The 25,756-nt window shown below is 70.2% G+C and carries 17 protein-coding genes and 3 tRNA genes; 11 read left to right on the forward strand and 9 right to left on the reverse strand.

All coding sequences use genetic code 11. The features are described 5' to 3' along the window. Positions 1-15 precede the first annotated feature (15 nt). Positions 16-339, forward strand: coding sequence for a YciI family protein (locus tag SK854_RS00940; protein ID WP_319973015.1), 324 nt, complete (start codon positions 16-18; stop codon positions 337-339). Further along, entirely contained in the window at positions 336-1,565 is a 1,230-nt protein-coding gene (locus tag SK854_RS00945; protein WP_319973016.1) for an RNA polymerase sigma factor, read from the forward strand. The genes SK854_RS00940 and SK854_RS00945 overlap by 4 nt, the downstream gene beginning before the upstream one ends. Here SK854_RS00945 and SK854_RS00950 read toward each other — a convergent pair. Next, a complete protein-coding gene (locus tag SK854_RS00950) occupies positions 1,558-4,137 on the reverse strand; it encodes an ATP-binding protein (protein WP_319973017.1) in 2,580 nt (859 codons plus the stop codon). The genes SK854_RS00945 and SK854_RS00950 overlap by 8 nt on opposite strands. 174 nt (positions 4,138-4,311) lie before the next feature. After that, entirely contained in the window at positions 4,312-4,608 is a 297-nt protein-coding gene (locus tag SK854_RS00955) for a YiaA/YiaB family inner membrane protein (protein ID WP_319973018.1), read from the reverse strand. A gap of 339 nt (positions 4,609-4,947) precedes the next feature. On the opposite strand from SK854_RS00955, the gene SK854_RS00960 reads away from it, so the two are divergent. Together SK854_RS00960 and SK854_RS00965 are read left to right on the forward strand one after the other, a co-directional pair. Beyond that, positions 4,948-6,420, forward strand: coding sequence for a sigma-70 family RNA polymerase sigma factor (locus SK854_RS00960; RefSeq protein WP_319973019.1), 1,473 nt, complete (start codon positions 4,948-4,950; stop codon positions 6,418-6,420). A 53-nt stretch (positions 6,421-6,473) separates the two neighbouring features. Next, the gene (locus SK854_RS00965; protein ID WP_319973020.1) at positions 6,474-6,947 is read left to right on the forward strand and encodes a hypothetical protein; all 474 of its coding nucleotides are present in this window, start codon (positions 6,474-6,476) and stop codon (positions 6,945-6,947) included. On the opposite strand, the gene SK854_RS00970 is transcribed toward SK854_RS00965, so the two are convergent. Beyond that, on the reverse strand, positions 6,933-9,650 hold the full coding sequence (locus SK854_RS00970) for an AfsR/SARP family transcriptional regulator (protein WP_319973021.1): 2,718 nt from the start codon (positions 9,648-9,650) through the stop codon (positions 6,933-6,935). The genes SK854_RS00965 and SK854_RS00970 overlap by 15 nt on opposite strands. A gap of 155 nt (positions 9,651-9,805) precedes the next feature. Here SK854_RS00970 and SK854_RS00975 point away from each other — a divergent pair, with 155 nt between their 5' ends. Then, a complete protein-coding gene (locus tag SK854_RS00975; RefSeq protein WP_319973022.1) occupies positions 9,806-10,822 on the forward strand; it encodes a LacI family DNA-binding transcriptional regulator in 1,017 nt (338 codons plus the stop codon). On the opposite strand, the gene SK854_RS00980 is transcribed toward SK854_RS00975, so the two are convergent. After that, positions 10,803-12,143 carry a pyridoxal phosphate-dependent decarboxylase family protein gene (locus tag SK854_RS00980; protein WP_319973023.1) on the reverse strand — a complete coding sequence of 447 codons (1,341 nt, stop codon included), beginning with the start codon at positions 12,141-12,143 and terminating at the stop codon, positions 10,803-10,805. The genes SK854_RS00975 and SK854_RS00980 overlap by 20 nt on opposite strands. Before the next feature lie 334 nt (positions 12,144-12,477). On the opposite strand from SK854_RS00980, the gene SK854_RS00985 reads away from it, so the two are divergent. Both SK854_RS00985 and SK854_RS00990 read left to right on the forward strand, forming a co-directional pair. Then, on the forward strand, positions 12,478-13,356 hold the full coding sequence (locus SK854_RS00985) for a hypothetical protein (RefSeq protein WP_319973024.1): 879 nt from the start codon (positions 12,478-12,480) through the stop codon (positions 13,354-13,356). After that, positions 13,353-14,051, forward strand: a complete 699-nt coding sequence (locus SK854_RS00990) for an aminoglycoside 3'-phosphotransferase (RefSeq protein WP_319973025.1) — start codon at positions 13,353-13,355, stop codon at positions 14,049-14,051. The genes SK854_RS00985 and SK854_RS00990 overlap by 4 nt, the downstream gene beginning before the upstream one ends. On the opposite strand, the gene SK854_RS00995 is transcribed toward SK854_RS00990, so the two are convergent. Both SK854_RS00995 and SK854_RS01000 read right to left on the reverse strand, forming a co-directional pair. Continuing rightward, positions 14,048-14,788: a DUF1684 domain-containing protein gene (locus SK854_RS00995; protein ID WP_319973026.1), complete on the reverse strand. Its 741-nt coding sequence runs from the start codon at positions 14,786-14,788 to the stop codon at positions 14,048-14,050. The genes SK854_RS00990 and SK854_RS00995 overlap by 4 nt on opposite strands. Further along, positions 14,785-15,759: an ArsR/SmtB family transcription factor gene (locus tag SK854_RS01000; protein WP_319973027.1), complete on the reverse strand. Its 975-nt coding sequence runs from the start codon at positions 15,757-15,759 to the stop codon at positions 14,785-14,787. The genes SK854_RS00995 and SK854_RS01000 overlap by 4 nt, the downstream gene beginning before the upstream one ends. A 69-nt stretch (positions 15,760-15,828) precedes the next feature. Between SK854_RS01000 and SK854_RS48180 the strand changes: the two genes are divergently transcribed. Then, on the forward strand, positions 15,829-16,557 hold the full coding sequence (locus SK854_RS48180; RefSeq protein ID WP_406601724.1) for an inositol monophosphatase family protein: 729 nt from the start codon (positions 15,829-15,831) through the stop codon (positions 16,555-16,557). Here the strand turns inward: SK854_RS48180 and SK854_RS01010 are convergent. From SK854_RS01010 to SK854_RS01020, 3 genes are all read right to left on the reverse strand, one after another. Then, positions 16,514-16,585, reverse strand: a tRNA-Ile gene (locus SK854_RS01010). The two genes, SK854_RS48180 and SK854_RS01010, sit on opposite strands and share 44 nt — an antisense overlap. After that, positions 16,586-16,662: transfer RNA gene (locus SK854_RS01015), tRNA-His, on the reverse strand. Between the two features lie 2 nt (positions 16,663-16,664). Further along, positions 16,665-16,737, reverse strand: a tRNA-Gln gene (locus SK854_RS01020). A gap of 302 nt (positions 16,738-17,039) precedes the next feature. On the opposite strand from SK854_RS01020, the gene SK854_RS01025 reads away from it, so the two are divergent. The 3 genes from SK854_RS01025 (at position 17,040) to SK854_RS01035 (ending at position 25,697) form a co-directional block, all read left to right on the forward strand. Further along, positions 17,040-18,581, forward strand: a complete 1,542-nt coding sequence (locus SK854_RS01025; RefSeq protein WP_319973694.1) for a glycoside hydrolase family 13 protein — start codon at positions 17,040-17,042, stop codon at positions 18,579-18,581. A gap of 91 nt (positions 18,582-18,672) precedes the next feature. Continuing rightward, complete coding sequence (locus SK854_RS01030; RefSeq protein WP_319973029.1) at positions 18,673-22,092, forward strand: DUF4132 domain-containing protein; 3,420 nt, start codon at positions 18,673-18,675, stop codon at positions 22,090-22,092. 86 nt (positions 22,093-22,178) lie between these two features. Then, a complete protein-coding gene (locus SK854_RS01035) occupies positions 22,179-25,697 on the forward strand; it encodes a WGR and DUF4132 domain-containing protein (protein WP_319973030.1) in 3,519 nt (1,172 codons plus the stop codon). Positions 25,698-25,756 lie beyond the last annotated feature (59 nt).

Below are 25,756 nucleotides of genomic sequence, written 5' to 3' on the forward strand. Positions count from 1 at the left end.
GGAGAGGAGCCTCCGATGCGGTACCTGGTTTCCGTGATCGACGACAAGACCAACCCCGGCAGCACCGACAGGGGGCCTGCCATCAGCGCGTTCAACGAACGGCTGATCGCCGACGGCCACTGGGTGTTCGCGGGCGGGCTCGCGGACACCGACTCGGCCACGGTCGTCGACAACCGGGGCGCGGAGACGCTGTTCAGCGACGGGCCCTTCGTGGAGTCGAAGGAGTACCTCGCCGGCGTCTGGGTGTGGGAGGCCGCCGATCTGGACGAGGCGCTCAAGCTCGCCACCGAGGCGTCGAGGGTCTGCGATCGCAAGATCGAGGTGCGGCCATTTCAGTGAACGACGCCGAAGCGGCGGTCATCCGCGCCCACCGCGAGGAGTGGGCACGGGTGGTCGCCGCCCTGACCAGGCGCTTCGGTGACCTCGACATCGCGGAGGAGGCGGCGGCCGAGGCGTTCGCGATCGCCGTCGAACGGTGGCGCGCCGACGGTGTGCCGGCCAACCCCGGCGCCTGGCTGACCACCACCGCGAACCGCAGGGCCATCGACCGGATCCGCCGGGAGAGCAAGCGCGACGACAAGCACGAGGAGGCTCGGACGGTGCACGACGACACCCCGCACGAGCCTCTCGGTGCCATCGACGACGACCGGCTCCGGCTGATCTTCACCTGCTGCCACCCGGCGCTGGCGGCGGAGGCACGCGTGGCGTTGACGCTGCGCCTGGTCGGGGGTCTGACCGTGCCCGAGATCGCCCGCGCCCTGCTGGTGGCCGAAAGCGCCGTGGGGCAACGGATCACCCGCGCGAAGGCCAAGATCAAGGCGGCGCGCATCCCCTATCGCGTGCCGTCCGCCGAGGATCTCCCCGCCCGCGTGTCCGGGGTGCTCACCGTGCTGTTCCTGGTGTTCAACGAGGGTTACCTGGCCACCGGTCCCGGCACCGACCCCCTGCGGCACGACCTGACCGCTGAGGCGATCCGGCTCACCCGTCTGATCCGCGCCCTGCTCCCGGACGACGGCGAGGCGGCCGGGCTGCTCGCGTTGATGCTCCTCACCGAGGCACGCCGGTCCGCCCGCGTCTCGCCCGGCGGCGAACTGGTCGCCCTCACCGAACAGGACCGCGGCGCCTGGGACACCGCGCTGATCGCCGAAGGCCACGGGCTCGTGCGAGAACGTCTGGCCGCCGGGGTGGCTCCGGGTCGCTACCAGATCCTCGCCGCGATCAACGCCGTGCACACCTCCGCCCGCGACATGCGCGACACCGACTGGTCGCAGATCCTCGCCCTCTACGACCAGCTCGTCCGCGTCGACCCCTCGCCGGTCGTCGCCCTCAACCGGGCCATCGCGGTCGCCGAACTCGACGGCCCGGAGGTGGCGCTGGCGGCCGTCGACCGCCTGGAGGACAGGCTGGCGGGTTATCACGCCTTCCACGTCACCCGCGCCGACCTGTTGCGCCGCTTGGGTCGCAGCCAGGATTCGCGAGCCGCCTACGACAGGGCCATCGAACTGGCGGGCAACACCGCGGAGGTCGCTTACCTGATCCGGCGCCGCGACCAGCTGCTCACGTGATGCGGCGCAGGACGTCCGCGACCCGTTGCGCACCAAGGCGATAGCCGGATCTCGCGTGCAACGCCGCCGCCTCCTCCGCGCGGCGCCGCGCGTCCATCCGACCTTGGGCGAGGTCTGCTTCGGCGAGCACGCGCAGGCTCTCCCCCTCGATCAGCCGGTGCCCGGTGCCACGGCTGATCTCCAGAGCTTCCTCCGCCAACGTGCGGGCGGAGTCGTGCTCCTCGTGCCGCAGGTGCAGTGCCGCCAGCGAGATCAGGGCGTCGCACCGGCCGCGTTGATGGGACGTGGCGACGGCCAGGTCCAGCGCGGTGCGCAGTTCGGTCCGCGCGGCGTCGTCGTAGCCGAGCAGGAGGTGGGTGCTGCCGAGCACGTGCCACGCACTGATCTGGGTGCGCCGCATGCCCAGGCGCGTCGCGATCTCCAGCGCCTCCCGTGCCGTGTCCAGGGCGAGGTCGTACTTCTCCAGGTCGCGGTAGGCGCCGGAGAGGTTCGCGAGGTTGCCGGCCTCCTCCGCTGGTTCGGCGAACTCGCGGCACAACGCCAGACCGGCCTCGTAGTGCTCGATCGCCCGCTCCAGCCTGCCGAGCGCCTGGCAGGAACGGCCCGCGTGCGTCTCGCCGAGCAGCACGCCGAAGCGGATTCCGTTGTCCCGCGAGACTTCGATGGCCTCGGTGTGCAGCTCGTAGGCCCGGTCCAGCTCGCCGAGCTCCCAGTACGCGTCGCCGAGGACCAGCGAGCCGACGGTCGGCCGTCCGTCCCGCCGCCAGAGCTCACGCGCCCGCTGGTAGTAGTCGGCGCAGTCGCGCGGCCGTCCCATCGAGATCGACGTCCGGCCCAGCGCGCAGAGCACCACGCGGAAGAACTCCTTGTGCCCCAGCTCTTCGGCAGCGGTGAGGGCTTTGCCGAGGAACGTCAGCGACTGCTCGTAGTCGCACCCGCACCAGTGCGCGTCGCCGATGATCCGCAACGCGTGCGCCTCGGCGAGGAGGTCGCCGCTGCGCCGGGCGGCCTCCAGGACCGCCGTGCCGGTGTCGAGCCACACCACCTCCATGCGGTGGCGTTCGAACTGCGAGTGCAGCGCGATCAGCAACTGCACCGCGAGCCGGGTGTGGCCGGCCTTCGCGGCGGCGTGCGTGGTGGCGACGAGGTTCTCGGTCTCCACGTCGATCCACGTGTTCGCGATGATGTCGTCGATGAACGTGGTGTGGCGGTAGTCCTCGGCCAGCACGTGCCGGTACGTGCGCGGATCGACCCGTTCACCGGCGTTGAGCAACGTCAGCGCGAAGTGGCCCCACAAACGTTCGGCCGCGGCTTCTCGTTCGGTGTCGGCGAGTTGGGCCGCGTGCAGGCGCAGCAGGTCGTGGAACGTGTACCGGCCGGGCCGGTGCTCGTCGACCAGGTGCGCGGCGGTGAGCAGGTGCAGGCAGCGCTCGGTCTCGGCCGGGTCCAGCGCGGTCAGCGCCGCGATGGCGTCCGCGGTCAGGTCCCGGCCCGGCATGTGCCCCATCAGCCGGAACACCCTGCGCGCGGCGGGTTCGAGCGCCTCGTACGACAGGTCGAACGCCGCGCCGACCGCGGTGTCGGGATCGCCGGGCGCCGCCAGCGAGGCGAGCCGGTCGCCGGAGCGCAACGCGGCCACGTACCCGCCGATCGTCCGGCCGCTGAGCAGGTGGGCGGCGGCGATGCGCAACGCCAGGGGTAACCCCGCGCACAACCCCACGAGGTCGGTGACGGCGTCGGGTTCGGCCGCGATCCGCTGCTCCCCCAGCACGTGGACGAGCAGGTCCCGCGCCGCGTCCGGATCCAGTTGCTCCAGCTGGATCCGCCGGGCGCCGTCGCGCGCGACCAGGCCGTCCAGGCGGTACCGGCTGGTCACGAGGACGAGACAGCCCGGCGAGCCCGGCAGCAGCGGCCGGACCTGGCGGGCGTCGACCGCGTCGTCCAGCACGACCAGCACGCGCCGGTCCGCCAGCAACGTCCGGTAGGTGGCGGCGGCGGTCTCGGCGTCGGCGGGGACCTTGGCGCGTTCCAATCCGAGGCCTACCAGCAGGTGAGTCAGCGCTTCGAGCGGTGTCACCGGGGCGCCGCCGCCGTGCCCACGCAGGTTCAGGAACAGCTGCCCGTCCGGGAACCGCGACCGGGCGCGATGAGCCCAGTGGACCGCGAGCGTCGTCTTCCCGATGCCGGCCATGCCCGCGATGGCGGACACGACCACGGCGTTCGACTCGTGAGCGAGCAACGCGTCCATGGTCAGCAGAACGCCCTCGCGTCCGGTGAAGCCCTGCACGCTCGCGGGTAGTTGCGCGGCCACGACCTGACCGGACGGTTCGAGTTCGGCACGGGGTACGGACGGGCGCGACGCGGCGGTGACCAGGCCCGACTGCTGCTCCTGACTCAGGCGCAGGGCTCTGGCCAGCCGTGTGACGGTCTCGCGGTGGGGGTACCGGCGGACTCCGCGTTCGAGCGCGCCGATGGCCTGAGCACTGATTCCGGCCTGCTCGGCGAGCGCTTCCTGAGTCAGCGCCGCCGCCAGCCGGTGGTGGCGCAGCAACGCGCCGAACGACCCGTCCACACAGCCCTCCCCTACGCCGACTGTATCGGTGGGTTGTGCGGGTTGTCGCTGTTGCCACCGCCGTTCGGGCTAAAGAATGAGTGTCAGTTCAGGTGGCCGGTACGGGATCCGGGGGACGGCCACCTTCCGAGAGGACCGGTTGCCGCGACGGGGGCGGCAACCGGTCTTCGTTTCTCACGGCACGTCGAGCTTGAACGGGTCGTGGTCGGTCAGCAGCTTGTCTAGCCGGGCTCTGTCCACCCGGCTGGTGATGTAGGTGTCCTCCTGCCGATCCCTGAGGACCTTGGCCAGGGTGAACGCCGAGGTGACCGTGTAGAGCATCGCGATCCCCAGGAACGCGCGGACCCATCCGTCGACGGGCAGGAACACGACTCCGATGCCGACTGCGGTCAGCGAGAGCCCGAACGAGAGGACCGCCTGCACGTAGAAGGCACCGGTCGTCGGGGTGTGCGAGGGCGCGGTGGACGTCATGATCCGAGATTCCTGTGTGACACCGGGTCTGTCATGAGTACGGCTACTCAACTCGAGATCATCCGCATGGATGTGCGTGCATTTGCCCTAACGAAAGCTGCTCCTTTTGCGAATGGTCAGGGAAATGGACATCCGCTACCGATTAGTTTCGCGAACAAAACGGTGAGTCGTCACAGCGAAGTTGCCACCGCTAGGGCCTTCCGGCCTCTGTTGGCCTGGACCGTCCAGTTCCGGAACCTCTTTTATTGCATCAGTTTCGTATGCGTGGATTGTTCGCGTTGGGACATCTCGATAGGGTCCGCGTATCAGCACAGGGCATCACGTTAAGGGCGGCTTTCTTTGATCGGGCAGCGTGGACGACCGCCGTCGGATGCCGATCTCATCGATGCCGTCAGAGATGGCAAGGTCGAGGAGTACGGCAAGCTCTACGAACGTCACGTGCGCTCGGCGAACATGCTCGCGATGCAGCTGTCCTCGTCGTCCTCGGACGCCGATGACCTTGTGGCGGAAGCGTTCGCGAAGGTTCTGGCCGCACTGCGCGGCGGTGGCGGTCCCGGAGCCTCGTTCCGGCCGTACCTGCTGACGGCCGTGCGGCACGCGGCGTATGACCGCACCCGCAAGGAAAAGCGGGTCGAACTGGCCGGTGACATCGAAGAGGTTCCCGGCGCCACCAAGGCGACCAGCGTGCCGTTCCGCGACAAGGCGGTCGAGGATCTCGACCAGGCCATGGCGGCGACGGCGTTCGCGACGCTGCCCGAGCGGTGGCAGACGGTCCTGTGGCACACCGCGATCGAGGGTCAGTCGCCCGGCGAGATCGCGCCGTTGCTCGGCTTGACCGCGAACGGCGTGTCCGCGATGGCGTTCCGTGCGCGCGAGGGTCTGCGCAAGGCGTTCCTGCAGGCGCACGTCAACCAGGAGCCCGCGGAGAAGTGCCGCGCCACGGTGACGAAGCTCGGCGCCTGGACACGCGGTGGGCTCAAGGGCCGCGACGCCGTCCACCTCGACGAGCACATGGACAGCTGCGCGGAATGCCGCAAGCTCGCCCGTGAACTGTCCGACGTCAACGGCGCGTTGCGCGGGCTGGTCGCCCCCATCGTGCTCGGCGCGGGCACCACCGGGTACCTCGCCGCCGCGGCTGCGGCGACCAAGGGCGCCGTGGTGACCCTGAGCGCCTCCACGTGGCTGGGCGTCGCCGCCTCGGCCGCGGCCGTCGTCGTGGTCACCGCCAGCGGTGTCGTCACCTCCGACAGCCCCTCCACCACGATCGGCGCCGCTCCGGCGACCAGCACGAGCGCCTCGGCGGAATCCGGGCAGACCTCACAGCCCGGCACCACGCAGAGCGCCGGCAGCACGCCGACGAAGGGCACCGCCGCCGGTTCGGCGCCGGGCACCGTGACGACCGAGGCCGAGGAACCCGAGGTGCCGGAGGACGAGAAGACGATCTCGCCCGCGTCGGCCAACCTGTCGGCGTCCGCGCCCGGCACCATCGCCATGACCACCGAGGGCCCGCCGAACGAGATGAACATCAGCATCACCAACAACGGCGCGTCCCCCACGACGTTGCCAACGTTGACGTTGACCATGCCCGACAAGGTCAAGACGGTCGGAGCGGGCAAGATGTCGGTGGGATTCGTCGGGTGCCCGGCCGGCAAGGGCACCGTGACGTGCGAGGGCGGGGAGCCGCTGGCCCCAGGCCAGACGCTGACGTTCCGGGCACGGCTGCAGGCGGGTCCGAAGGCCGGGGACGGGGTCATCACCGGCGTGGCGGGGCAGGTCGAGGTGAGCATCACCATCACGATCGCCCAGTCCTAGAGCTGAGTCCACTTCGGACAGCGCGATCGGCGTGAGCACCGCACCATGAACGGGTGGAGGAGCTCACGGCGGCGCTGCAGGAGCTGGAAGCGCCGTTCCGCACGCTCGTCGACGACTCGCAGTGGGCGCACGCGAGCGTCGAGGGGCTGGTGCTCGACGTCGGCGGCTGGTGGTCCGCCGACGACCAGACGCGCCTGCAGCCCCAGGTGACGTTCAGCGACGCCTTCAGCGAAGCGGGCCGTCACCACGGCGGGGTGTACGTCGAGGGGTACCTCTGGGCGGACGGCCAGGCGGTCGCGGCCGCGTGGTGCGGGCTCGGCACCGCCGTCGTCTACGGGCCACGCGCGGAGGCCTACCTCGGGGTCGCGCTGTCTCCCCACTTCTGCCGCAGGATCCAGCAGCGCAACGGCACAGCCGCGGTGCTCATGAGCAAGCACCCCAGGCTGTTGCCGTTGCTGCGGGACGGACTGCCGCGCGGCGCGGTGCTGCCCGGTGGGAGGCCGGGCCCCCGCTCAGTCGGCGCCTAGCGCGGCGAAGCGCTCGTCCGCCTCCTTCTGGTGCCGGGCCGCCTCGGCGGGATCCGCGACCGCGCGAGCGAGGTGCTTGTGCGCGTTCGCGGCCTCACGCCGGTCGTCGATCCGTTCCGCCAGTTCCAGCGCCTCGTGCAACGGCGCCAGGGCCTCAGCGGGACGTCCGGCCGCCGTCAGCACTTCGCCGAGGTAGTTGAGCACCACGGTTTCCGTTGTGACGTCACCGATCGCGCGCACGGCCGCCAACGCCGACTCCAGCGCCTCCAGCGCTTCGGAGTGCCGGCCCATGGCGTGCAGGATCATGCCCAGCGCGCTCTGGGTGTCGGCCTCGTCGCGGCGGCTGCCCATCTCGCGCATCAACGCGAGCGCGGACGTGCACGCCTGCAGCGCCTCGTCGTACCGGCCGAGCGCGCTGTAGATGTTGCTGACGTTGCTCATCGCCTGCGACTCGAGGTGCCGGTCGCCGAGCTGACGGGCCACCGTGATGGCCTGTTCCAGCAGGTCGGCAGCGTCGGCGTGCCGGCCGAGGGACCGGTAGACCAGCGACTGGTTGTTCAGCGTGCCCGCCACGCCCTGCAGGTCGCCCAGCTCGCGGAGCATCTCGATCGCGCGCTCGTTGTGGTGGATGGCCCTCGCGTACTGCGCGGTCTGCCAGAACACCATCGCGTAGTTCTTGGTCGTGATCGCGAGGGCGACCGGCTCGTCCTTCGCGGCCTCCAACGCCAGTTCGTTGATCGTGGCCCAGTCACGCGTGTGGCCGCGCACCATGCAGAAGAACGTCAACGCGCGCGCGAGCTGCCACGTGTGCGTGCGCCAGTCACCGTCGAGCGACAACGCCACGGCCGCCACGAGCGTCTGGCGTTCGGTCTCCAGCCACTCGACGGCGTGGTCGTAGTCGCGCAGCACGAGCCGCGACTCCGGCCGGTAGGTGATGTCGACCTCGTACTTGCGCGCGGCGGGCGACATCAGCCTCGTCGCCTGGTTCGCCGTGTCCAGGAAGTGGTCCAGCAGCCTGGTCAGCGGCTCACGGGTGGCGTGCACCTTGGACTGCGCGTACTGCCGCAGCAGGTCGTGCATCCGGTACCGGCCGGGCGTGGTCGCCTCCAGGAGATGGACGTCGACGAGATCTTCGAGCATCCCGTCGCACTCCAGCAGATCGAGCTCACCCAGCGCCGCGGCCTGGTCGACGTCGAAGTCCGTGCCGTGGTGCAGGCCCAGCAGGCCGAAGAGCCGCTGGTGACCGGTGGGGAGCTGGCCGAACGACAACGCGAAGACCGCGTCCAGCTCGGATAATCGTCCTTCGCGCAGCCGCGTCGCGAGGTGGGCGGTGTTCCAGGTCGGACGGCTGCGGAGCCGTCCGGCGGCCAGGCGCACGGCCAGCGGCAGCCTGCCGCACAGCTCGACGACCTCGCGGGCCGCCGGGTCCGTGCCGCGTTCGTCGCCGACGATCGTGGCGAACAGCTGCAGCGCCTCCGCCTCGGACAGCACGTCCAGCGTGAGCGTCGACGTGCCTTCCAGCTCGACCAGCCGCGCCCGGGACGTGACCAGCACCAGCGAGCCCGGCACGCCCGGCAGCAGCGGACGCACCTGCTCGGCGCTCACCGCGTTGTCGAGCACGACGAGCAACCTGCGCTTCGACAGCTCGCCGCGCCACATCGCGGCCCGTTCGTCCAGGCCGACCGGGATCTCGTCCAGGCCGAGCGCGCGCAACAGCACGTCGAGCGCGTCTGTCGGTTCCACGGGCGCACGACCCGCGGTGTGCGCGTGCAGGTCGATGAACAGCTGACCGCCCGGATACTCAAGACGGTGCGCCAGGTGCACGGCGAGCGTCGTCTTGCCGACACCCGGCATGCCGTCGATCGCGGAGATCACGACGGCCGACTTTCCGGTGACGGCCCTGGTCAGTCGCTCCATCTCGGACGCCCGGCCGGTGAAGTCGGCGACGTCGCGGGGCAGCGTGTTCAGGGCGGGCCGTGGCTCGTCCCCGCGCAGCAGCCGTGCGTGCAGTTCCCGCAGTTCGTTGCCGGGATCGACGCCCAGTTCGGCGGCGAGCAGCACCCGGACGTCCTCGAACGCCTGCAACGCCTCGGCAGGCCGGTTGGCGCGCTGCAGCGCGTGCATGAGCTGCAACCAGAGCTGTTCCCTGAGCGGGAACTGCTTGGTCAGCCGCCGCAGTTCGGGGATCAGCCGCTCGCCCTGCCCCAGTTCGATCGACAGCCGCGCGTGCTGCTCGGCGACCGTGAGCCGCCGTTCCTGCAGCAGCGCGAGCTCGGCTTCGAGCCGTGGCCCCACGGTGAGGCCGTCCAGCGCCGGGCCACGCCACAACGCGAGCGCCTGCTCGTACTCGGTGACCGCCGCCCGGTGGTCACCCTGCTTCAACGCCTCGTCGCCGGCCGCGCACGACCGCTCGAAGACGGCGACGTCGACCTCTCCGTCCGGCACCTTGAGCCGGTATCCGCCGGGGACGGTGATGAGGTCGTCCAGCACGAGCTTGCGCAAGGCGGCGACATAGGTTCGGATGTTCGATTCAGGAGCCGCGGGTGGAGATTCCCACACCGCTTCGCTCAAATGTTCAAAACTGACCGTCTCGTTGGCGTGCAGTGCCAACGCTGCCAGCAGTGCCCGTTGCCGGGGCCCGCCCAGCCGCAGTTCCACGCCCCCACGCCAGATCTGCAGCGGCCCAAGAAGCCGATACCGCACTGACCCTCCTCGAGGGGCATGGTGCCAGAACTCGGGGGTGCTGTGCGGAATTTGTGCGGGCGATCTTGAAAACTGGGCCGACGCCGCTGTGAAGAGGGGGAACGAAGATGGCCCTGAGCAGATCATGGTCCGGCCAAGCAGCCTAGGATGACCGCATGACCGAGACGGCGAAGCGACGTCCCGGCCCCCGGATCGAAGAGGTCGCGCGGGTCGCGGGAGTGTCCAAGTCGACCGTCTCGCGCGTGATCAACGACGAGCAGTACGTCAGCGCCAAGGCCCGGGAGGCCGTGCACGCCGCCATCGCGGAGTTGAGCTACTCCCCCAACCAGGCCGCGCGGTCGCTCGCCGGCAACCGGGCCAACGCCATCGCCCTGGTGGTCTCGGAGCCGACCGGCCGCGTCCTGTCCGACCCGTTCTTCGCGGGTGTGCTGCGGGGCGTGCACGCCGAACTCGCCGGCCGCCACATGCAGTTGCTGCTGATGATGAGCCAGCCGTCCGACACCAGCGACCTCGTGACGTACCTGAGCAGCGGCCACGTCGACGGCGCGTTGCTGGTCAGCCTGCACGGCGAGGACCCGCTGGTGCCGATGCTGGCCGAGATCGGCCTGCCGGTCGTCTCCGGCGGCCGTCCACTCGGCACACCGGTCCCGTTCGTGGACGCCGACAACTTCACCGGTGCCCTGGAAGCCGCGCGCCACCTGGCGTCGCTGGGACGCAAGCGGATCGGCACCGTCGCAGGCCCGAAGGACATGGCCGTGGGCGCCGACCGGCTCAGCGGGTTCAAGCGCGGGCTGAGCGAGGCCAAGCTCTCCAGCGACCTGGTCGCGCACGGCGACTTCACGCCGGAGAGCGGCGCACGGGCCATGGAAGTGTTGCTGCGCAAGGCTCCCGACCTCGACGCGGTGTTCGTCGCCGCGGACATCATGGCCCTCGGCGCGTTGCAGGTGCTGCACGCGCAGGGCAAACGCGTTCCCGAGGACGTCGCGGTGGTCGGGTTCGACGACTCGGTGTTCGCCGCGACCGCGACGCCGCCGCTGACGACGATCCGGCAGGACGTCGAGGAGCTGGGCCGCACCATGACGTGGCGGCTGCTCGCGGAACTCGCGGGCGAGGACGGGCTGCCGCCGTCGCTGCTGCTGCCGACCACCCTGATCAAGCGGTCCAGCGCCTGATCAGGTCGATCACCTCGTCCACGTGCTCGCGGTGGGTGCGGTGGCTGAGCACGCAGATCCGCAGCGTGAACTTCCCGCCGAGCCTCGTGCTGGACAGGAAGAACCTGCGGGACTCGTTGAGGCGCTTGAAGAGTTGCTCGCTGTCGGCGCTGCGGAACACGACGATGCTGAGGCCGGACGGGAGCACCTCGATGCCATCGATCTTCTTCAGCTCGGCGCGGAGGTGGTCGGCGAGGTCGTGCTTCTCGTCGATCGCCTCGCGGAACGCGGCGACGCCGTGCAGGTGCAGCGGCAGCCAGACGCGCAGGCCGCGGAACTCGCGGGTGAGCTCGGGGCCGAGGTCGGCGTAGTCGGGCAGGCCGGTGCCGTGGTCGAGGTCCTGCAGGTAGTCGCCGTCCGCCACGTGCGCGGCGCGGAGCCTGGCCTCGTCGCGGACGAGCAGGACGCCCGTGCCGTACGGGAGGAAGAGGCTCTTGTGCGGGTCCCACGCGATCGAGTCCGCGCGGTCGATGCCGGTGAGGATCGCGCGGCCGCGTTCGGTCAGCTGGAACGCGCCGCCGTACGCACCGTCCACGTGGAACCACAGGGATTCCCGCTCGGCCAGTGCGGCGATGTCGTCGAGCGGGTCGACGACGCCGGTGCTGGTCGCGCCCGCCGTGCCGATGATCAGGAACGGGCGCAGGCCGTTCGCGCGGTCTTCGGCGATCATGGCTTGTGCCTGTGCCGCGTCCATTCGGAGCGCGGCGTCGGTGGGGACGACGCGGATCCGTTCGGGCGAGAAGCCGGTGATGTGCGCGGCCTTCGCGACGCAGTGATGCGTGTGCGGCGTTACGTAGATGGTGCCGTTGGGATCGTGGGCGCCGAGGCGGTCTTGTCGGGCCGTGTGCACGGCCGAGAGAGTGGCCAGTGACGCACCGGTGGTGAAGATGCCGCCGGAGCCTTCCGGGAGGCCGAACTCGGTGCACAGCCAGCGGATCACGCTGTGCTCCAGCGCGACCAGCGCGGGGGCGGTGGAGGCGACGCCGGTGTAGCGGTTGGTGGCCTGGGCCAGGAACTCGGCGAGCACCGAGCTGTAGAGGCCGCCCGCCGGGAAGTAGGCGAGGTAGCGCGGGCCCGCGGTCTCCACCGCCTGGCCGGCCGCGTCGCCGAACCGGGCGAGCAGGTCGGTGAGTTCGCCGGGGGTCTCCGCCGGCGGAGGAGGAAGGAGTGCCGTGCCCGGCGACGATGCGGGCGCGGCCTCCAGTCCCTCGATGAAATCCTCGACGAAGGCTGTCACGGTCTTCGTCCACTCGGCCCTGGTCTCGCGGTCCGGCTGCAGCATGAGCACACCGTACGAAGTCCGCCCTGCCGTGTGCTCGCGGGAATCCGTCGCGCAGTTCGCGCTACGCCCGCCACGGCGTGTCCAGCGCCATTCGCCCTCCCATGGGTGAAGGTGTTGCGCCCTTTGGCTCAACGTAGCGTGGAAACGCTCTCTCGGGAGTTCCGTGTCTCAGCCGGGCTCTGTGGAAAGGATTTACATCGGTGATCATCGACCGTCCGTGACGAATCTGGCCGATTTTCACCCGTTCAGCACAACTTCGCGGCACCGTCAGTAACACCTGGAGTGGGCCTTCGATGGTCTGGCCGTACGAACCCCACCCGAGGGAGTTGCGACAGTGATCGAGAACTCGGCCGCCGGTCTGGTGATGGTCCCCGGCGAGGTGACGGTGACCGTCACCGGCGAGCAGCACCACCAGGACGTGCTCTCCCGCTACGCCGTTCCGGGCGGTGTGACGCGGCACGTCGCCGTGAACCTGACGTGGTGCATGATCGCCGCCGGCAAGCACCGGGGTCAGCGCGGGATCGAGGTGCGCCTCGACGGATACCGCGTGGGCGAGCTGACTTTCCTGATGTCGCAACGGTATGCGCCCGTGCTGATGCACGTGGAGTCCGGCGGCGGGGCGACGGGATGCGCCGCGTACGTCCAGCTCGGCGACAACGGGCTGTTGCAGATCTTCCTGCGGATGCCCCGCGAGATTCCCCGTGGCGCGGTCGTTCCGGTCGTGACGGCGCGCAAGTCGTGGGTGGCTCCGGTGGCCATCAGCGCGGCGAGCCTGCTCGCGTTCTTCTTCGTGATCGGCATCGTGGGAGCCGCCATCGGTGGCGATCCGTCCAACAAGAGCAACGCGTCCAGCCTCACGACGACTGCAGCGCCCACCACGACGTCGACCACGACCGTTGCACCGCCGACCAGCACCACCACGACGACCACGACAACCACCACGACCACTACGACGACCACTGCTCCTGCGGCCGTCGCGCAGCCGAAGCCGCAACCCCAGCCTCAGCCCAACCCGCAGCCGAATCCCCAGCCACAGCCCGCGCCGCAGCCCGCGTGCGACAAGAACTACAGTGGCTGCGTGCCGATCGCGTCCGATGTGGACTGCGCAGGCGGTACCGGAAACGGCCCCGCGTACGTGCGAGGCCCGATCCAGGTCATCGGCACGGACGTCTACGGCCTGGACAACGACAAGGACGGCACGGCCTGCGAGTGAAGATCCCCGAGGACGTCCTGCACGCGGTCGGCCCGGACGCCGTGTGGTCCGCTGATCACGAAGGTCGCTCCGGTGACGTCTGGCGGGTCGGGTCCAGCTACGTGAAGCGCGCGGGCGTGGACGAGCGCGACCGGTTGCTGTGGCTGGGCCGGCACTTCGAGGTGCCGGAGATCAGGGCGTTCGCCGAGGACTGGCTGGTGCTGGCCGATGTCGGCGCGCCCTCGCTGACCTCGGCCGATCCCGTGCTCGCCGGAACGGTCATGGGCACCGTGCTGCGGTCGTTGCACTCGTTGCCGGTGGCCTCATGTCCTTATGACGCCACGATTCCCGTGATGCTGGAAAAGGCTCGGCACAACGTCGAGGCGGGTCTGGTGGACGTGGGCGACTTCGACGACGACAACCTCGGCGCCACACCGGAGGAGTTGCTGCACCGGCTGGTCGCCACGGCTCCGTCGGCCGAGGACCTCGTCGTGGCACACGGGGACTTCTGCCCGCCGAACGTGTTGCTGCGTCCAGACGGCTCGACCGTGCTGATCGACGTGGCGCGGCTGGGCGTGTCCGACCGGCATCGCGACCTCGCGCTGGCGCACCGGGCACTGGGCGAAGAGGCCGTAGCCGCGTTCGACCGCGCCTACGGCCTCACCCCCCGCCCTGAGATGCTCGCCTGGTACCGGTTGCTCGACGAGTTCTTCTAACCCCGCTCGTACGGCGTCTTCTCCCCCGCCTCGACGCCGAACGACAGGTGGTTGCCCGCGGGCGGCAGCGGACAGGTGGCGAAGTCGGTGAACGCGCACGGCAGGTTCGTCGCGCGGTTGAAGTCGAGCACGACCTTGCCATCGTGCGGTGTGGCGGCGATCTGCCGGTTCGCCGCATAGGTTGTGACGCCACTGGTCTCGTCGGTGAACAGGATGCTCAGTCCGCCGTTGCGGCCGTTGAACGCCGTCAGGGTGTGCTCGGTGCCGTTGAAGCTGAACCTCACGCGGCCCGGTGCCTCGTAGACGTGGCTGAGGCCCTCGACGACAGCGCCGACGGTCGTGGGGACGGGCGCGTCGAACGGCTCGTACTCGCCCTCCAGCACCCACTTCTCGTGCGGTTCGTACGACGGCACGCCCTTGAAGTCGTGCAGCACCGGGGCTTTCGGGTCGTGCACGCGGATCAGGTAGCCACCGCGCCGGGCGATCTCGATCTCGACGTCGCCCGCCACGACACGCTCACCGCCGCCGCTCTGGACGAGTTCGAACCGCTTGGTCTCCCCGTCGTTGCGCCAGTAGGCCGCGTCGTCGTCCTGCCACCATTCGCCCGGTAGGCCGTCATAGGCGCGTGGGACCGTCTCCAGCCAATCGAGCGAGACCAGCGCCAGCCACCCGTACGGGTCGGCCAGGGTGGTCTCGCGCTCCGTCTTCCAGGTCTGCCAGTCCTCAGCGAAGCTCATGTCCTGGGCAACGACGGACTCACGTCGTCGCTTCCCTGTTCCACTGAGTGGGAAACAAGAGCGTCGCCGAGTTCCGTGCGGGCGTAGACGACGCTGCGGCCGTGGCGTTGCGAGGCCAGGAGACCGGCGTCGCGCAACGCTCGCAGGTGCTGGTTGACCGCCGAGGCCGTGACGCCCGTGCGTCGTGCGATGTCCGTGGACGAACACGGCTGCGCAAGTTCGGCCAGCAGATCCGCCCGCAACTGACCGAGGACGCCGGCCAGCGCGTGAGGCCCGCGGACCAGCCCCGTCTCCCACACCGTGCCGGCGCCGCGGGCGGCGTAGATCAGCAGCGGCGGCGCACCGGGGTCGACGGGCACGGCCGTGCGCCGCGCGAACACACTGGGAATCAGGGTGAGCCCCTGTCCCCTTGCCTGCACCCGCCGCGGTTCGGCACCCACGATCCGCACCTGCACCACGGGACTGGAGAAGGTGATCCGGTCGGAGATTCCCGCGAGCATCGTCGCCAGGCCGTGCTGGGCCATCTCCCGACCCCGATGGGCGATGTCGGCTTCGAGCACCGCGCGCATCCGGTCCCACTGGCGGGCCAGGGCCGCGTGCCAGTAGTTCTCCAGCGCGTCGTGCATCCGGCCGCGGTCGCGCAGGACGGCCGGCACGTCACCCAGCACGGCGCGGAGGTCGCGGCGCAGGGTACGGGTGGGGATCTCGCGCAGCGCCGCGAACTCGTCCTCGATCCGGGTGAACGGCGTCAGCGGGCGGGGGCTCAGGAAGTCCGGCGTCCAGCCGCGGTCGGTGGACAGGGCGAGCAGCACCTCCGTGTCGACGTCACGGATCCGGCGCATCCACGGCACGTGCAACGGGTACTTGGCCGGGTCTTTCAGCACGCGCAGGCTGAGCGTGAGTTCGCTGAGCGGCGAGACGGCGAACCGCACGTCCACCAGGTCGGACTCGCCGAGCACGAACTCGATCATGTAGCACAACGCTACATCAGTTACGCCCGCGCGGCGCCCGCGTCAGGCTTCGCGACCATGTGGAACGACATGCGACTGGCGTTGCGAATCGCTTACCAGGCAGCGGAGGTGGCGGAACGGGCGTTCACCGCGGGCGACCTCGACGTGCGGTTCAAGGAAGACGGCAGCGAGGTCACCTCGACTGATCTTGAAGTCGAGGATCTGGTGCGCCTGTTGCTCGCGGAGGCGGTGCCCGAAGACGGTGTCGTGGGCGAGGAACGTCCTGAGCGCTCGGGAAGTTCAGGGCGGCGGTGGCTGGTCGATCCGATCAGCGGCACCGCCGACTTCGTGGCCGGACGGCCGACGTACTCGGTGGACCTGGCACTGGAAGGTGCCCTCGCGGTGTCCGCGATGCCGTCGCTGGACATCACGATGGCAGCCGGGCGGGGCATCGGCTGCCGAGTCTTCCGCGGCAAACAAGAGGAAATCGCTCGTGTGTCCTCACGCGACACTGTCGACGGTGCGCGCGTGTGCTTGCACGGTAAGAGGAAACCGATGCTGGAGCAGTGTGTCGTCGTGGACGGTTCCACATCTGTGCTGGACCTGATCACCGGCCAGGTGGACGCGGTGATCGCGGCGGGCGCCGGACTGGACGAGTTCGACCTGGCCTGCCTGCCGGTGCTGGTCGAGGAGGCGGGCGGCAGCGTGACGGTGGTCGAGGAGGACGTCGTGCTGGCCACCAACGGTGTCCTGCACGACGCCTTCCTCGCCCTGCTGGTCGCGCGTCCTGGTGTCGAACCAGGCACCCCAGGCTTATGAGGCCTGAGTGATCGCCGGATCCCGCGCGTGGGGTGACCGACCGGACTCGCACCGGCTTCGACCAGGACCACAACCTGGCGCCTCGACTGCTTCGGCTTCGGTCACAGCTGCCCGTCGAGGACTCGAACCTCGATCTCCGCGTCCAGAGCGCGGCGTCCGTGCCAATTGGACCAACGGGCATCAAAAAGCCGCCTCGTCGCGACGGCGACGGGACGGCTCCCCGGAGACATGAGGGTCAGCTCATGCCGAGGAGCACCAGTCGTGCTGATGGTTCATGTGTTGCTGCATCACGGCTGGCTCCTTTCTCCGGTCTGTTGGGATCCACTCTGACGGATGGCGTGGCGGGCTTGCAACGCAATATCCCAGACTGCAAAAGTTTGCAGATCATGGCCAACATCTTTAGTAATCCTCAAGCCGACTTGCGGAAAACTTTTGCAACGTCTTTCCTGGACCGCTGACACACCCCATCGGAAGGCATGGACATGTCCCAGGACTGGTGGCGCCACGCCGTCATCTACCAGGTCTACGTGCGCAGCTTCGCCGACTCGGACGGCGACGGCGTCGGCGACCTGCCCGGCATCCGCTCACGCCTGCCCTACCTGCGCGACCTGGGCGTCGACGCGGTCTGGATCACACCGTTCTACGCGTCGCCGATGGCCGACGGCGGCTACGACGTGGCGGACTACCGCGCGGTCGACCCGCAGTTCGGCGGACTCGACGACGTGCGCGCGTTGGTTGACGACGCGCACACGCTCGGTATCCGGGTGATCGTCGACATCGTGCCGAACCACAGCTCCGACCAGCACGCGTGGTTCCAGGAGGCGCTGGCCGGACGTGGCCGTGAGCGCTACCTGTTCCGCGAGGGCGTCGGGGACCAGCCGCCGAACGACTGGGAGTCCGTGTTCGGCGGGCCGGCGTGGACGCGGGTGGCCGACGGGTCCTGGTACCTGCACCTGTTCGCGCCGGAGCAGCCTGACCTGAACTGGGAGCTGCCCGAGGTGCGCGCGGAGTTCCGCGACGTGCTGCGGTTCTGGCTGGACCTGGGCGTCGACGGGTTCCGGGTGGACGTGGCGCACGGGATGATCAAGGCGCCGGGGCTGCCCGACATCGGTCACGCGGACCAGCTCAAGCTGCTGGGCACGGAACCGTTGCCGTTCTTCGACCAGGACGGCGTGCACGAGATCCACCGCGAGTGGCGTGAGGTCGTTGACTCGTACGAGGGCGAGCGTGTGCTCGTGGCGGAGGCGTGGACGCCTTCTGCCGAGCGGACGGCGATGTACCTGCGTGCCGACGAGATGCACCAGGCGTTCAACTTCCACTACCTGACGGCGGAATGGACGTGCGAGGCGTTGCGGTCGGTCATCGACTCGTCGCTGGCCGCCGTCGAACCTGTTGGGGCGCCTACTACCTGGGTGCTGTCGAACCATGACGTGCAACGGCACGTGACACGGTACGGCGGCGGTGAGACCGGTGTGCGGCGTGCGCGCGCAGCGTTGGCGTTGATGCTGGCGTTGCCGGGATCGGTGTACCTGTACCAGGGCGAGGAACTGGGGCTGCCCGAGGTGCTGGACCTGCCGGACGAGGTGCTGCAGGACCCGATGTGGGAGCGGTCCGGTCACACCGAACGCGGTCGTGACGGGTGTCGCGTGCCGTTGCCGTGGGCGTCTTCCGGACCGTCGCTCGGGTTCGGCACCGGCGGCTCGTGGCTGCCGCAGCCGGCGGACTGGGCGAAGCTGTCCGTGGAGGCGCAGGCGGGCGACCAGGACTCGATGTTGTCCTTCTACCGCACCGCTTTGCGCGTGCGTCGCGAGAACCCGGCGCTGGGTGCCGGCCTCACGTGGGTCGACGCTCCGGAAGGCGTGCTGCGGTTCGAGCGGGACGGGGTCGCCTGCGCGGTGAACCTGTCCGGGGCGGTGGTGGAACTGCCCGATCCCGGCTCGGTGCTGCTCGCTTCGTCGTACTACGGAGTGCGCGACGGGCTACTGCTCCTGCCGCCGGACACCGCGCTGTGGTGGAAGCTCTGACCAGCGATTTCATCTGATCAACAAAAACTGTCAGACCCCCTGAGTACGGTCCGTGGACATCAGCTCCAGGTCGGATTCAGGGGGTCTTGTGGTGCGCAGGTGGGAGCTCGTCTCCGGCGGCTCGGCGAAGTTCTGGGAGGTCGGCCGGGCCGGTGCCGTGGTGACCGTCCGGTTCGGACGGCTGGGCACCGCCGGGCAGTCCCAGGCCAAGGAGCTGACCTCGGAGGCGGCTGCGACGGCGCACGTCGCGAAGCTGGTGGCGGAGAAGGAGAAGAAGGGCTACCAGGCCGTCGCCGAAGTAGTGCCCGCCCCCGTCGTGGAGGCTCCTCCTCGCGACGAGGAGACGTGGGTGATGCCCGCGGAGTGGCTGGCTCAGGCGATGCGCAGACGCGACGTCGGACCGTTGCCGGAGTTCACCCTCGACTCCGCGATGGCGCAGCGCTTCCGCGACCACGTGGCCGCGCACTCCGGGAAGATCGACGGGGCGTTGACGGCACCGCAGCACGAGCGGGATCTGGTGCGGGCGTTGCGGAACCACCACGAGGGCCGGCCCGATCCGCTGGGCGCCGCGGTGCTCCTGACGCTGATCGGGTACGAGTACGGCACCTCGCCGGTGCACTGGTGGATCGAGGACTACGGGCTGCCGTTCGCTGCCGTGGCGGCCGTGCACATGGCGACCGTGATCGACGGCTACGGCACGTTGAAGGTCTACCTCCCGCACCACAGCGCGGACCGAGACGCTGACGCCCTCGCGCTGATCGACGTGCGCACCGCGCTGGCGGTGGCGGACGACGAGACCTACGCCGCGACGGTCGCGGAGCTGGACAAGGTCGGCACCACGTGGTTCGGCGTGGCCGCGCGTGCCTTCCTTGCCCCGACGCGGCAGGACTGGTTCGAGGAGGCGAACGAGTCCGGGGCGCCGACCTGGATGATCCACTGCTCGGCGACCACCGCCGAGCAGTTCGGCGCCCTGAAGCACGGCCACCTGATCTGGTCGCCGCTGAGCGTGTTCACCGCGCTGCACGTGCTGGGCCCGGGCATCGCGCCGGTGCTCGACGCCGAGCTGCGGGCGAAGGTCGAGTGGGGTGCGGAGTGCCGCAAGCTCGCGCTCAAGGTGCTGTCGGTGCTGCCGACCGACGAGGCGTTCCTGATGCTGCTCAACCGCTTGCACGAGCGGTACGTGCGGCCCGCGCTGCTGTCCGCGATGGCAGCGTTCCCGGCGCGGGCGGTGCGGCTGATGGCACGTCGCGCGATCACCGACGTGGACGTCCGCAACCTGCTGCGCGCCCACCTGCTGACACATCCCGATCTGGAACTGCCGTCCGGTGTCGCCGATCTCCTGGCGGAGCCCGCGCCCGACGCACCGGCGGAGGCGCTGCCGCGAGTGCTGGCCGAACCGCCGTGGACGCATCGGCGCCCGCAACCGAAACCCGTGGTGCTGAAGGACCTCCCGGTGCCGGCCGCCCACATCACGTGGCTGCCGGGTGAGCGCGAGGAGTGGGAGACGCTCACCGGCTGGTGGACGGGGCGCGTCGAGCACTGGGAGGCGATGGCCACGGCGATCCGCGCGGGCCACAGCAGCCGCTACCACGACCACCGGCTGTTCGAGAGCGGTCCGGAGGAGCTCGCCCGCCCGCTGCTCGCCGAGTGGACGCCAGGCGACACGTGGGGCAGCGAGGGATGGGGCAAGCGCATCACGGCCCGGTTCGGCATGGACGCCCTGCCCGCGATGCTCCGCCTCGCGGCGAGCAACCCGCACGTGTCCGGTGTCGTGCTGCTCCCCTACGCCACCGCCGAGGTCGCCGGGCTGATGGCGGACTGGCTGGCGCGCCTCAAGACCGCCCGCGCGTTCGCGGTCTCCTGGCTGTCCCGCCACCGCGAGGCCGCCGCCCGTCTGCTGCTGCCGGCCGGGCTCGGCCCGGCGGGACCGGCGCGCCGCAACGCCGAGATCGCCCTGCGTCACCTCCACCTCGAAACCGGGGTGGACGTCATCGCTCTCGCCACCGCGCACAGCGCCGAGGCGGGCGCCGCGATCCGCACGCTGATCGAGATCGACCCCCTCGACGTCCTTCCGGCGAAGCTGCCGGTGATCGGCGACTGGGCCGATCACCGGCTGCTGCCCCAGGTCCTGCTGGCCGACAGCGGCGGCGCGTTGTCCGCCGAGGCCGCGAAGAGCCTCCTGATGACGGCCGCGCTGTCCAAACAGGACGCCGTCTACCCCGGACTGCCGCTGGCCGTCGAGGCGTGCGACCGCGCGTCGCTGGCGGAGTTCGCCTGGGCCGTGTTCGGTCGCTGGCAGGACGTGAGCGCCCCGGCCAAGGACGGCTGGGTGCTCACCGCCCTCGGCTGGTTCGGCGACGACGAGACGGTGCGCCGCCTGGCGCCGCTGATCCGCTCCTGGCCGGGCGAGAGCCAGCACGCCCGCGCTGTGACGGGCCTCGACGTGCTCGCCCAGATCGGCAGCGAGGTGGCGCTGACCCACCTGAACAGCATCGCGGAGAGGGTGAAGTTCAAGGGCCTCAAGGCGAAGGCCCAGGAGAAGGTGGCGGACATCGCCGCCGCGCTGGGCCTGAGCCGCGACCAGCTGTCCGACCGTCTCGTGCCCCGGCTGGGCCTGGACGACGCGGCGACGCTGGTGATCGACTACGGACCGCGTCAGTTCACCGTGGGCTTCGACGAGCAGCTCAAGCCCTACGTCCTGGACGCGGAGGGCAAGCGCCGCAAGGACCTTCCCAAGCCCGGAGCGCGCGACGACCAGGAGCTCGCACCGGCGGAGCACAAGCGTTTCGCGACGTTGAAGAAGGACGTGCGCACCATCGCGTCCGACCAGATCCACCGCCTGGAACGCTCGATGGTCGACCAGCGCACCTGGACCGCCGAGGAGCTCCGCACCGTCCTCGCCGGCCATCCCCTGCTGTGGCACCTGGTCCGGCGGCTGGTGTGGATCACCGACAGCGGCCTGACCTTCCGCCTCGCCGAGGACCGCACCCTGGCGGACGCCTCCGACGACGAGGTGACGCTGCCCGCGGAGGCCGTCGTCCGGGTGGCCCACCCGGTCGACCTGGCCGACACGCTGCCGTCCTGGGGCGAGGTGTTCGCGGACTACGAGATCCTGCAGCCGTTCCCGCAGCTCGGCCGTCCCGTCCACGCCTTCACGCCGGGCGACGTGGTCCCCCAGCTGCACAAGTACCTGGACAAGGACGTGCCGGTGGGCAAGTTCCTCGGCCTCACCAAGCGGGGCTGGATGCGCGCCGAGCCCCAGGACAACGGCCACGAGCCGTGGCTGCTCCGCCCGCTGCCGTCCGGCGGCGCGCTGGTGGCGAATCTGGATCCCGGCATCTCGGTGGGCGCGATCGACCTGTTCCCCGAGATGAGGGTCGCTGAACTCTGGTTCTCCGCCAGCGGAGAGGGCGACTGGGTCGCACCCCGCGACGGTGGTCCGTCCACGTTCGACGTGGACGCGGTCACCGCCTCCGAGCTCCTCTCGGAACTGGAATCACTGCACGCGTGAACGCGGGAACGGTTGGTCGTCGATCAACGTCAGACCGGCTCGGCACGGTCACCAACACACTTCGGATCGGAAGCGGGGAGCAGTCAGTGCGCAGGTGGGAGCTCGTCTCGGGCGGCGCGGCGAAGTTCTGGGAGATCGGTCAGGACGGTGCCGCTGTCACCGTCCGGTTCGGACGACTGGACACGCACGGCCAGACCCAGACCAAGGAGCTGGCGTCCGCGGAGGCGGCGCAGGCGCACGTCGCGAAGCTGGTGGCGGAGAAGGAGAAGAAGGGCTACCGCGCGGTCGGTTCCGCCGAGGTGGCCGCGCCTCGGTCGGGCGACGAGCCGGTCTCCACCTCCGACGCCGCACAGCCCGCTGACGCTCCCGCGGCCACCACGCCCGCCGAGAAGCCCGCCGTCCTCGACGAGGACACCTGGGTGATGCCCAAGGCGTGGTTGCGCGACGTGGTGCGGCAGCGGGGCTTCCACCCCGCCCCGGAGTTCTCCGTCGACACCGAACTGGCGGAGCAGGCCCGGCGGTGCGTCGGCGAGCAGACGGACACGATCGAGCGGATCCTCTCCGAACCGGCCTCCGACCCAGATCTCGTCGAGGCGGCACGTGAGCACCTCGCCGGCCGGCCGAATCCCGCCGGGGCGGCGGCGATCGCGGCCATCGTCGCCAGCGGCGAACAGTCCGTGCACGCCTGGATCGCCGACCACGGCCTGGTGTTCGCGACGGAGGCCACCGTCGAGTACATGAGGGTCATGTGCGCACGCGAGTGGCTTTCGCAGCAGCGCACGTACGGCCACGAACGGCTGGCGTCCCGCGGTGGTTACTCCCACATCACCATCGGCAGCGTCGACTGCAAGATGCTGCTGGCGATCCGCTACGCGCTCGCGATCGCGGGTGACGCCGAGCGCGACGCGGCGGAAGCCGCGCTGAGCGGGCTCGACCAGATCGACGAGCCCAACACCAAGCTGGTGCGGGCGTTCCTGATGCCAGGAAGGCCGGACTGGTTCCAGGAAGCGTGCCAGACGCCGCACACCGGCACCCGCTGGTGGATCCTTCATTGCAGTGCCACCACCTACGAGGAGTTCGCGAACACGCCCTCCTCGGTGGCCGGCAACTCGACCGTCCTCCACACGACGCTGTACGTGCTGGGTCCGGCGATCGCGCCGTTGCTCGCCGACGCGCTCGACCACCAGTACCAGCGCGCGGACACCCGCAAGCAGGTGTTGAAGACGCTCGCCGCGTTGCCCACCGACGAGGCGTTCGCGCTGCTGCTCGACCGGATCGACACGAAGTACGTGCGCCCGACCGTGCTGTCCATGATGACGGCGTACCCGGCGCGAGCGGCCAGGCTGCTCGGCGAACGCTCCGCCCGCAACGAGGAGTTCCGCCGACTGCTCAGCGTGCACCTGCGGACGTATCCGCACCTGGACGCGCCCGCCGGTTTCGTCGAGGTCGACACCGAGGGGGTGCCGGAAGCACCGGCCGAGGCATTGCCGCCGCTGCTGGCGTCGCCGCCGTGGCTGCACCGCAAGCCCGCGGTGAAGCCGGTGGTCGTGCCGGATCTCCCGGTGCCCGCCTCGTCGCTCACGTGGCAGCCGGGTGAGAGGGAGGAGTGGCTGAAGGACGGTCACTGGGACACCCACGCCTACAAGACCTGGGAGCACTGGCTGGCGGAGTACAAGGCCGGCCGCATCGGTTACCGCATGGCGGACCTGCTCATCGGGGCGCCAGAAGACGAGGTGCGGCACCTGCTCGCCGACTGGCAGCCCAGGCTGGGCTGGAGCGCGGAGTCGGCGGGCAAGCGGCTGGCCGCGAAGTTCGGCTTCGACGCGTTGTCTCCCCTGCTCCGGATCGTGGAGGGGAACTCGTCCGCCGCGGTGATCGTGCTGCCGTTCGTCTCGCCCGAGGTCGCCGCGCTGATGGCGGACTGGCTGGTGCGGCTCAAGCAGGTCCGCAAGACCGCGCTGAGCTGGCTCGCCCGGCACCGCGAGACGGCCGCGCGCTTCCTGATTCCCGCTGCCCTGGGCAAGCCCGGTGCCGAGCGGCGCAACGCCGAGACCGCGATCCGCCACCTGCACGGTCTCGGGGTCGACGTGGCGGCGCTGGCACCCACCCCGGAAGCGGCGGACGGGCTGCGCGCCTTCCTGTCCGTCGACCCGGTCGACGTGCTGCCCGCCAAGCTGCCGGTGATCGGTGAGTGGGCGGACACCCGCCTGCTGCCCCAGGTCCTGCTGCGCGACCGCAAGCAGGCCCTGTCCCCCGAAGCCGCACGGCATCTGCTGATGACGGCCGCGCTGTCCAAGCCGGGCGACATCTACGCCGGGCTGCCGATCGCCCGCGAGGCGCTCGACTCGGACTCGCTGGCGGAGTTCGCGTGGGCGGTCTTCCAGCGCTGGCAGGAGGTCGGCGCGCCGCCGAAGGAGGGCTGGGCGCTGACCGCGCTCGGCTGGTTCGGCGACGACTCGACGGTCCGCGCGCTGTCACCGCTGATCCGGGTGTGGCCGGGCGAGAGCCAGCACACCAGGGCGGTGACGGGGCTCGACGTGCTCGCCGACATCGGCACCGAGGTCGCCCTGTCGCACCTGAACAGCATCGCGGAGAAGGTGAAGTTCAAGGGCCTCAAGACCAAGGCCCAGGAGAAGGTCGCACAGATCGCCGACGAACTGGGCCTGTCCCGCGACCAGTTGGCGGACCGTCTCGTGCCGCGCCTGGGTCTCGACGACGCCGCGAGCCTGGTGATCGACTACGGCCCCCGCCGGTTCACGGTCGGCTTCGACGAACAGCTCAAGCCCTACGTCCTCGACTCGGACGGCAAGCGCCGCAAGGACCTCCCGAAGCCCGGTGCGAAGGACGACCAGGACCAGGCCCCGCTGGAGCACAAGCGGTTCGCGGCCCTGAAGAAGGACGTCCGCACGGTGGCGTCCGACCAGATCCACCGGCTGGAACGGGCGATGGTCGACCAGCGCACCTGGACCGCCGAGGAGTTCCACACCGTCCTCGCCGGCCACCCGCTGCTCTGGCACATCGTCCGCCGGCTCGTGTGGATCACCACCGACGGCCTCTCCTTCCGGCTGGCAGAGGACCGCACCCTCGCCGACTCCGGTGACGACGAGTTCACGCTCCCGGAGGACGCCACCGTCCGCGTGGCGCACCCGGTGGACCTCCAGGCCGAACTGGAGGCGTGGGGCGAGGTCTTCGCCGACTACGAGATCCTCCAGCCGTTCCCCCAGCTGGGCCGCCCCCTGCACCTGGTGCCGGCCGGCGAGAACCTCCTGCCCCAGCTGAAGAAGTACTGCGACGTCGACCTCCCGATCGGCAAGATCCTCAGTCTCACCAAGAAGGGCTGGATCCGCGGCGAGCCCCAGGACGGCGGCGTGGAGTGCTGGATCACCCGGCCACTGCCGTCCGGCGGCGCCCTGGTCGCGTCGCTCGACCCCGGCATCGCCGTGGGCGCGATCGACGTCTTCCCCGAGATCAAGTTCACCGAACTGTGGTTCTCCGCCGACGGGCACGGTTACTGGTCGTCCCAGCGCAACGGATCGGCCACCTTGGAGGCAGACGCCATCACGGCCTCCGAAATCCTGTCCGAACTGGAGTCACTGCACTCGTGACACCGTGAATCAGGGGGTCTGAACAGCTCTTTAAGCTCACCGTAAAGAATTGTCAGACC

Source organism: Lentzea sokolovensis (assembly GCF_033949975.1).
GTDB lineage: Bacteria > Actinomycetota > Actinomycetes > Mycobacteriales > Pseudonocardiaceae > Lentzea > Lentzea sokolovensis.